General features: G+C 48.8%; 8 protein-coding genes. 1 reads left to right on the top strand and 7 read right to left on the bottom strand.

Translation table 11 applies throughout. The features are described 5' to 3' along the window. The 3 genes from RDU59_12735 to RDU59_12725 all read right to left on the bottom strand — a co-directional run. The coding region (locus tag RDU59_12735) for a hypothetical protein (GenBank protein ID MDQ7839346.1) at positions 1-226 on the bottom strand (226 nt) is incomplete at its 3' end. Continuing rightward, positions 223-1,434, bottom strand: coding sequence for a hypothetical protein (locus tag RDU59_12730; protein MDQ7839345.1), 1,212 nt, complete (start codon positions 1,432-1,434; stop codon positions 223-225). The genes RDU59_12730 and RDU59_12735, both read right to left, overlap by 4 nt. A 168-nt stretch (positions 1,435-1,602) precedes the next feature. Further along, positions 1,603-1,809 (bottom strand): helix-turn-helix domain-containing protein, encoded by a 207-nt coding sequence (locus tag RDU59_12725; protein ID MDQ7839344.1) that lies wholly within the window; start codon positions 1,807-1,809, stop codon positions 1,603-1,605. Between the two features lie 275 nt (positions 1,810-2,084). On the opposite strand from RDU59_12725, the gene RDU59_12720 reads away from it, so the two are divergent. Then, positions 2,085-2,789, top strand: a complete 705-nt coding sequence (locus RDU59_12720) for a helix-turn-helix domain-containing protein (GenBank protein ID MDQ7839343.1) — start codon at positions 2,085-2,087, stop codon at positions 2,787-2,789. Between the two features lie 55 nt (positions 2,790-2,844). Here RDU59_12720 and RDU59_12715 read toward each other — a convergent pair whose 3' ends face one another. The 4 genes from RDU59_12715 to RDU59_12700 form a co-directional block, all read right to left on the bottom strand. After that, entirely contained in the window at positions 2,845-6,732 is a 3,888-nt protein-coding gene (locus tag RDU59_12715; protein MDQ7839342.1) for an SUMF1/EgtB/PvdO family nonheme iron enzyme, read from the bottom strand. 558 nt (positions 6,733-7,290) lie between these two features. Continuing rightward, positions 7,291-8,735 (bottom strand): IS3 family transposase gene (locus RDU59_12710; protein ID MDQ7839341.1). Its coding sequence is split into 2 segments (ribosomal slippage): positions 7,291-8,363 and positions 8,363-8,735, totalling 1,446 coding nucleotides; the frame shifts between segments, so codons are not numbered across the junction. Between the two features lie 98 nt (positions 8,736-8,833). After that, a complete protein-coding gene (locus RDU59_12705) occupies positions 8,834-9,094 on the bottom strand; it encodes a hypothetical protein (protein MDQ7839340.1) in 261 nt (86 codons plus the stop codon). 412 nt (positions 9,095-9,506) lie between these two features. Continuing rightward, on the bottom strand, positions 9,507-9,697 hold a 191-nt coding region (locus RDU59_12700; protein ID MDQ7839339.1), incomplete at its 5' end, for a hypothetical protein.

The raw sequence follows: 9,697 nt of genomic DNA, 5'->3' as shown, positions 1-9,697 counted from the left end.
GCTTTTCTCTCTTCTGAGGCGCCATTGGCTCAAAGGCGATCTTCTTCTGCCCGGGGAGGGAGATCTCCGGCAGAAGCATCTTGCCCGGTCTTCCCTGCCGTTTTTTCCTGGATGCCTCCTGGGGCTCAGGCGCATTGAAAGGCGGCACAGAGAGCGCGTCTTTCCGGGGGCGTCCCCTCCGGCGCTTCGCCGGTGAATCCATCTTGCTTTTCCCTGTCGCGCTCACGGTGCTCCTCCCTGCCGGGCCTCAGCCCATTCCTTCTCTTTCCCCCCGAAAAGCTCTTCGCCGATTATCCTGTTCTCCCTCAGTCTTACCTGCACCCTCAGAAGCTTCTCCTCAATGCCGGGGTTTTCCGCCATCACCTCTTTTAAGGCCCTCTTATGGATCTTCTCCCTCTCCTCCGACGGCGCTGTCTTCTTCCACTCCTCGGCGGCCAGGGCGAGCTCCCGCTCCCTCTTCTCCCTCCCCTCGCGGAGCGCCGCCTCCCGCACCTCAGCCTCTCTTGCCTCGCGCTCCCGCCTCGCCGCCTCATTCCGCTCGGCTCTCGTCGAAAACCCCTCAGGCGGCTGCCAGTCCTGCTCGACGGCCTTCTTCAGCATCCCTCCCCTGTTTTTTATCGCTTCTCCATTGTACAGCTTGTATTCCAATATTTCTATCTTTTCGAGGAGATATGCCGAAGAATACTTCTTAAGCCAGGTTTTCGCCACTTCTCCTGCAATCCCGTATTCCTTCAGCATTTTCTCATCAAGAGCAACAACAACAGGCGATACTACAATGTTTTCTACAGAATGTGCCGCTTTTTCATGATCAGGCTCTCCCTCATGAGAAAGATCATTCTTGTTGTTGTTGTCTTTCTTATATATATCTTTCTTAATGGGGGTGTCATTGACCACCTTTTCTCCTCCCAAAAGGATGCCGTTGACCACCTTTTCCCTTTCTAAAAGGGTGTCATTGACCACCTTTTCCTTTTCTAAAAGGGTGCCGTTGACCACCTTTCCCCTTTCTCTAAAAAGGGTGTCATTGACCACCTTTTCTTCGCCGGCGTCTAACTGCTTTTTGTAGGAATGGGATCTGAGCCTGGGATGGAGGTGGTACACATCTTCTTCTGAAAGCGGCGAAGGTATCGGCTCCATTATTTCAAACTCCGTTGCCATCCCTCGGCCCTGTGAAGTTTTATAGCGTATCAGATTTTCTGCCGCCAGTTTGTTGAGAATCTTTTTAAGTCCATTTTTGTCGATGGCCCCCGTTGTTTTGCAAAGCTTTTCAAGGGCATAGAAAAATTTTTTGCTCGCGAATCTGTATCGCAGCTCCAGCAAGCGGCGGTATATGCACCATCCAGACATGCCAAGCTTTTGCGGGAGCCCGCTATATGTTATCCATAAGGGGACCTGGGCGAAAATGAAGTCTATTCTGTTCTCGCTATTTTTTTTCATAAAAAGACCTTCTAAGGCAAAGCTATGTTGACTTTTTCCCAGAAGGCCTTTATAATTTAAGTGCGAGTTAAATTAAGAGATCTTCTGAGTAAAGTCGCCTGCCCAACAAGTGACTTTATTCATTTCTGACACCCAAAGGCTTTGTTCTGCCTTATGGGCGACAAGCCCTCAACTGCCGCTCCTTTCGTTCGCTCCCGTCTTAACGGCACTCTCAATGAACGCGAGCAGATCGCTGCCCCTTATTCTCCGGATCCTTCCGGTTTTCATAGAGGGCAGCGACCCGTTTTGTATTCTCCTGTGTATTGTTGCTTTGCTGATTTTCAGTAATTTGGCAGCTTCATCCATTGTATAGACTTCAGTTCCTTTTATTTCCACAAAGACTGCCTCCGTTCATTCAAGTAATTTAATAATACCAAAAAGAAGCATTGAGTGTCAATAAGTGACAGAAAATCTCACAAGGCGGCACCGCTCAGAGCTTCAGATGTTTTTATAGATTACTTCAAAAGCTCGGCTGGCGCGAACTCCCATGAACGTATTGAGTGGAGAAGGATCTCTTCTTTAGGTGACGAATATGAACGCCTGCGGGATCACGGCTATCAATCGATAGTCCGTGATCCTATTTATTTTTCAAAGAAAGGGGCGTTCACAGCATGTTCAGTGAACAGGTAGATGAACGGGAATGGTTTACTCTTCAGGAAGCAAGCAAAATAACAGGTAAGACTCCTTCTTCCCTCAGGAGGCTGATCCAGAGAAAAATAATTGAACGGGTTAAAAAAGAGCACTCAAAGCATGGCGAATATTGGCTTATACATAAGGAAGAGCTTGATTCTCAGGGCGTTCAAGAGGCGTTCGGTGAACGGCCCTTTGTGCAGGGTGTTCATTCTGAACGGGGTGAGGGCGTTCAGATGAACGTCGTAAACTTTGAAACCTATGACCAGCATAGAAGAGAATGGGAGCAGAGGTGTTCACAATTAGAGCAGGGCATGATGATGTACCGCTATAAATTTGAAGAGCTCGACAGAAAATTGAAAGCCCTTCCCGCGCCCCCGGAGTTCATCAGCGAAGAGATCAGGCAGAAGGACACCGTCATAAAGGAGGCTCAGAAGGTCCTTCAGGATGCCCATGAGTCCATTGTTCAGAAGGACGAGGCTCTCGTTCAGGCTCAGAAGATTATTGCCGAAGAGCAGTTCAGGCAGCAGCAGCAGGAAGAGGCGATGGAGCAGCTCAGGGTGAAGCTCCAGAAAGAAGAGCAGGCCAAAGAGGAATATCGTATTCAGTGGGAACTGGCCCAGGCTGAGCTCAAAAGGCCTTGGTGGAAAATGGCACTCATTGCCATAGGTATGTGGAAAATTTAGGCAGCGTGGCAATAATCGGGTATTTCCCAACGAATAAAAAGGTCAAAGAGTAAGATCAGGGAATACTGGAGGAGAGGCAGACACGGAAGCCGAGGCCGTAGTCCTTGTTGCCAGGATTGTTCCTGAGGCGGTCGGCACACCGTAAGTAGTCGGTGAGGCCAATGTTCCAAGAACCGCCACGCAAAACACGATAGACACCTTCTCCCGGCCCCTCGGGGTTTCTTAAAGGGCTGCTCCTGTAATAATTTTTGCCATACCTGTCGGCACACCACTCCCACACATTCCCTGCCATGTCATGCACACCGTAGGGACTCACCCCTTCGGAAAATGATCCTACGAGTACCGTGCCTCTCCCTAGAAGGATATCCGCCATGTGAGCCACCTTCGGACCTCCATCCCAATTGCACTTCGTGCCGTCCCATTTATTTCCCCAGGGATATTTCCTCCCATCGCCTCCCCGTGCCGCTTTCTCCCACTGGGCTTCCGTGGGGAGCCTTCCTTCTGCCCACTCGCAATAGGCCTTTGCATCGTTCCATGTGACGCATACCACTGGATGGCGCTCCCTTCCTGCCAGGGCATAGTCCCTCCAATTTCCATCTGCGCTATATCCCGTTTCACTTATAAACTTCCGGAACTGTGCATTAGTAACCTCGTATTTATAAATATAGTAGTCATCAAGATACACCCTGTGTTGAGGGCACTCATCATCGGATCCCTCTTCTTCGGGGCTCCCCCTGAGAAACTCGCCGGCAGGGATAAAGATCATCTCGGCGCCGTCTATGCTGTTTTCCTTCTCATTTGAGAAGGTGGCAAGTGTGGGATGAGCGGAAGGAAATGGCGCAGGGCTTACAGAAGCGGGCTGATCAGGCGAAGAGGAAGCTCTATGGGAAGGTCCTGCTGCTTGAGATTTCTCTTGAGAAGGTGTACCTGAGGGGAGCAAGGTAAATTCATTCCATATCGCCGAAACAGCCCATAAGGTGTAAAGCGCAATCACGATTACCACAGCGACTTGGTACCATGGCAAAGAAATCTTCTTCGACGGCGATGCTCCCCCTTGGAGAGAAGGTGAGGGCTGCGCCTCATATCGCGGCTTTTTCACATCTGGCAGCGGCGGTGGCGCTGCATATTGAGATGATACTTTTGATGTAGCAGGCAAAAGTGACTTTGAGTTGTAGGGCAAAACAACACGGAAGCCGAAGTAGAGGCTGAGCCAAAGGTCGGGATTGACCCAGTAGCGGTTGGCGCAGCGAAAGCTACCGGAGCTGCCATTGGTCCAAGAACCGCCACGCAGAACACGGTACTGCCTGCTTTCCGGCCCCTCTGGATTTTTTGAAGGGCTCTCCTGATAATAGGTTTCGCCATACCAGTCAGCACACCACTCCCACACGTTTCCCGCCATATCGTGGACGCCCCAGGGGCTCGCCCCCGAAGGAAATGATCCGACGGGCGTTGTGCCTCTTCCGCCAGAAAACTCCGCCATGCCCGCCACTTTCGGACTTTCACGCCAGTTACACCGTGCAGGGTCCCAGGCATCTCCCCAGGTATATTCTCTCCCGTCGGTTCCCCGGGCGGCCTTCTCCCACTGGGCCTCTGTGGGGAGGCTTCCTCCCGCCCACCTGCAGTACGCAACTGCGTCATCCCATGTCACAAATATCACAGGATGCCGCTCTCTTTCTTTCGGAGCATACTTCTTCCATTCTCCCTGCGCCTTATACCCATTAGTATCAATAAACTTCTGAAACTGCCCGTTGGTCACTGGATATTTGTAGATATAGTAGGCATCAAGATATATCTTATGCTGTGGGTGCTCATTATCTATTCCCTGCCCATCTGGAGACCCCATTACGAATTCTCCGGCAGGGATGAGAATCATTTCGGCATTATCCACCGGGTTGATACGCTCACTCGGGATTGAAGAAGCAGGAGTTAACGGTGCAGAAGACACTTGTTTTTGTTCGGGTGACGATGTTTTAGGAAGGGCAGGAGGCTGAGTTTTTGCGGCATCTGGCGCTTGTAGTGGAGACAAAGCTGATATTTGTGGAACAGTTTTTGTTTTAACTTCAGAAATCGTTGATGTTTGTGATGGTGAAGCCGGTGTTTGTATGGCAGGCGGCACTGCATATTGAGATGATACTTTTGATGTAGCAGGCAAAAGTGACTTTGAGTTGTAGGGCAAAACAACACGGAAGCCATAGTTGAGATATCGAGCTTCTGGGCTATCACTGTAACGTCTGGCACATCTAAGGCCCTCAGTGGATTCACTGCACCAAGAACCACCCCGCAAAACGCGAGAGCCATCTTTCCCTGTCTCATTAGGATTTTGTTTGGGGCTACTCTCATAATGCTTTTCATTATAACAGTTATCGCACCATTCCCACACATTTCCCATCATATCGTGAACACCGTAGGGACTTTTCCCTTGAGGGAAAGATCCTACGGGAGTTGTACCTCTTCCCTCAGTCATATCCATCATATCAGCAACATTCTGCTCGTTTTTCCAATTGCACTTTGCGGTATCCCACGTATTTCCCCAAGGATAGGCTCTCCCGTCTGTACCCCGGGCTGCCTTTTCCCATTGAGCCTCTGTCGGCAGGGTGCCGCCTGCCCATTTACAATAAGCAGCTGCATCTGACCAAGTAACAGAAACGACAGGGTGGTTCTCCGTTCCCCTCGTTCCCAAATTTTCCCATATTCCCTCTGCCTTATAGCCAGTAGTGTCAATAAACTGTTTAAACTGCTTATTGGTCACCGGATATTTGTAAATATAATAGGCATCAAGATATATATTATGCTGTGGACACTCATTATTTGAGCCTACCCCCGCAGGTGATCCCATGATAAAGTCACCAGAAGGAATGAGGATCACCTCGGCATTGTCCAACATATTGACCCGCTCAACAGGCGGTCCATAGTGGGCTGCCACAAAAGGTGGTGGAGCGGGTGCCACCTGACTCACAACGGGGGCAGGCGACCGACTCACTGCGGGTGCAGTTGAAGGCGGGGTTTTGGGCACCACAGAAACCGATACCTGGGCTGCAGGGCTCACTGGTGGTTGAGCTTTATTCACTGTTTTACGTGCACAAGGCTGTTTCACTGGTCTTGAAGCTGAAGTTGACGGCTTTTTCGCTATTGATTTCACTAATTTACCATCTCTGAGCGCCTCAATAGCAGATCTCACTTCTTTGGCGTTTCCATAACGCTCATCAAGATTATCTGCGAGGAGCTTGTCCAGAAGCGTCTGCCACTCATACTTTGTAGTCCGATATTTAGCAACTGGATGCTCCTTAAATGTAAAAGGTTTTCGCTTCTCAGGATCGTTCATGGTGAGAGCATAATGGAGCACTCCACCTAGAGAGTATAAGTCGCTTCTTACATCGAGCCGGTTTTCATAAACCTCAGGGGCTGCATAACCATCAGTACCTATGGCAGTACCAGTCCTGGAGCTCACTTCTCTTGCAATTCCAAAATCAATCATATAAAGATATCTATCTTTTGTGATCATGAGATTCTGAGGCTTTAAATCCCTGTATACCACAGGCGGATTCTGGCTGTGAAGACACGCAAGAATGTCGCAGATCTGGAGCCCTATTTCCACGATTTTATCTTCATCCAGCTTCGGATGTTTCTGCAGGTATTCAGAGAGAGTTTCCCCCTCGATATACTCCATGGCAATGAAGCAGCGGCTCTCTATAGTGAAGAAATCAAATATGTTCGGAATTTTCGGGTGCTTGAGCTTCAGGAGCAAGTTGGACTCTCTTATAAAACGCTCCTGAGCTTCTTTAAGTTCCTGTGCTGTCGATGCCCCAATAAGCATCTCTTTTAGGGCCGCTTTTCCCTTAAAACTAAGATCAAAGACCTCATAAACCCGTCCCATACCCCCTTCTCCGAGTATTCCATCAATCCTGAATCTATCTTTAAGTAATACCCCATCTGGGACCCGCATGAGAGGGTTCTGAGGGATAGAAGATGACGGCGGACTAAAAACATTAGCACTAGCTTCTCCTCCAACTGAAGCAGGATTTTTCACTCCTGAAGAAGGTCGTGGAGTTCCTGTAATGAGGTCGGTACCGCAGGAAGCACAGAATTTCGCTTTATCGGTATTCTCACGACCACATTGCGGACAATACTGTGGCATCTTTACCGCCACCCGAATATTTTTTTCCTTCAAACCTTGTAAATCTTGAATAATAACATTTGGCAAATCTCTCAAAATATCAATATAATAAGATTTGCCTCCACAGTTATTAGCTATACTTATAAGAAATTTCTCATCAAAATCATCTTGAATACCTATTGTGCTTATTGATACATCAGACTGATGTATTTTTTTACAGTATTCTATGCATTTTTCAGTGTTATCACATATCCCATCTGTGATTATGATAATGTGATTAATATTATTGATTGAAGAATTCTTTTTTAACTCGATATCAGAGTAGTGTAATCCACCTAAAAGATTTCGGAACTTGTCAATAGTTTTGGGACAAATTCCCGAATGAATTTAGGCACCTCCTTCCGATAAAATGACTTTCAGTGGTGGATTTATCCAGACTGACTCTGGTAATTGAGGAGCAACCGGCTTTCTTCGTACAAACCTCTCGGGATGAGCCAGATGTGCCCTGTCGAGCACCTCCTGCCGCCGGGCAGTTATCTCCTGAGCCCTCCCAAAGTGCACATCCCCTGGCACCATCAGGCCTATGCCGGAATGATGATGCTCCCAGTTATACCATGAGAAGAAGTCCACGGAAAAAGCCCTGGCATCCTCAATAGAGCCGAATCGCTTCTGAAAGGTGGCCATATACTTCATGGTTTTGAACTGGCTCTCAGAGAACGGATTGTCATTGGAAACATGCGGTCTGCTGTGGCTCTTGATGACGCCGAGATCCATCAGAAGTGAAGCGACAGGCTTTGAAGTCATAGAGGAGCCCCTGTCTGCATGAATAATCAACTGCCCGGGATCGATACCCTGCTTCTGACAGGTTTCCTTTATCAGCCGGGCGGCGAGCTCTGCGCTTTCACGAGGGGCGATCATCCATCCCACCACATAGCGACTGAAAATATCCAGAATGACATAGAGGCAATAGTAGATCCACTTTACCGGACCGAGAAGCTTGGTGATATCCCACGACCACACTTGGTTGGGTCCCATCGCCCTTACCACTGGTTTTACATAATGAGGATGACGTGCCTGCCTTCTCCGCTCCTTTACCTGATTGTTTTGCCTGAGAATCTGGTACATCGAGGTAATCGAGCATAGATAGACTCCCTCATCCAGGAGGGTCGCATAGACCTCAGACGGTGACTTATCCTGGAAGCGCTCACTGTCCAGAACCGCAAGAACGTCTTCTCTCTCTGCAAAGCTCAGAGCTCTTGGATGCTTCATCTTCACTCTGGGGGATGGCGGATGCCCGGGTTGTTCAGGCTTCATTGCCCTGTAGAGGCTCGATTTCGGAATGCCTAATGCCTTACACGCCTCCCGGGTGCCAGTATCCTTTTCTATGGCAATCACCGCGTTCATCAGACGTCTTCTCCGATCTCTACATCCTTCAGGGGGATGCCCGTTATCTCGGAAATTTTTTTTTGAATATCAAGGAGCAGTTCCGCGCGCTTCAGGCGATTCTGGAGCCTGCGGTTCTCACGCTCCAAATCCTTTGCGCGGGCAGCCAGTATTTCCACCCTGGTCGGCTTCCGACCCCGTCTCTTTGAGCTCAGTGCCTCCAGCTCCGCACGCTTTCTCTGCTCCCGCCAGCGCTGGATATTGGAGGAATAGAGGCCTTCACGCCGGAGTATGGCGCCTATCTGGCCAGGCTGTGAAGCCTCGTCGATCTCTTTGAGAATTCTTCTCTTATATTCTGCCGAAAATACTCTCCGCTCGGGACGCTCTCTGACCTCCGGACAGGGAAGAGCCAGCAGCGGTCTCGCGCGATCAATAGAGCTACGCTCTATTGATTCCCTGGGGGTGTTGTCCTGTAACATACTCTTATCTCCTTTCCCGCCCTACCATTATACACTAATTTAAGGCCGGGAATTTGTCCCACTTCATATTAACACGTAGGGTTTCTAACTTTTATATCATTATCTGATTGGACATTTAGTTTCTGTAAAATTAATTCTTCCTTATTCGCCAACATGGTTGAAGGCATTATTATCCTGGGATTTATACCAAAAGATATGACAGAAATAGTGTCCTCTGCTGCAAGGTATCCAATAATAGTCCCAAAGGCTTCACGTATCGATTGAACTATTGTAGAATTGCCGATCCCTATGAGAAATAAGAGATTCAGGAATTTTTTCTCTGGTTTCACTTTTTACCCTTACATCAACTCTTGAGTAGTTTCCTTTACGCAAAGATTTTTCTCATTAAAGTGCTCGGGCCTTCGATGGGTTCTCCGCATCCTGCGCAGAAATTCGCCTTATCACTGTTCTTGTTACCGCACTCGGTGTAATACTGAGGCATATGCCCACTCCCCTATGCTCTATGTCTTCTTATCTGTTTCTCTTTCTGACATTGGCTTCCTTCATAAAATAGTCATAGAAATGCGGGTATTTCCCCATTTACGATAACAGAGTTCAGATCATTGATAATGTCTAAGGCTTTTATTCAAGCATTATCGACGCTTCCGACAATCCGACAATTGTTCGTGCTTTCTCCCGAATAGATCGCGTTGCCTTCGGCTTCGATCAATGTTGAAAAAATACTTATTGAACTTCCAGCGCCTACTTGTCCCTCTCTCTGTGCCAGCCGGACTTTGTGTAGTCCCGGCAGTTCGTGCCGGGGAGTGTCGGGTAAAGAGTGCCGTTGTCCACCTGCAGGCCTGGCTTGGAATAGTCGCGACAGTTCAGGCCAGGAAGTGTCGGATACATGGTATTATTTTCCCTGTGCCAGCCGGACTTTGTGTAGTCCCGGC

This window comes from Thermodesulfobacteriota bacterium (assembly GCA_031082315.1).
Classification (GTDB): domain Bacteria; phylum Desulfobacterota; class QYQD01; order QYQD01; family QYQD01; genus QYQD01.
Note: the sequence above shows the minus strand (reverse complement) of the source record. Positions and strands in the feature narration are given on the sequence as shown.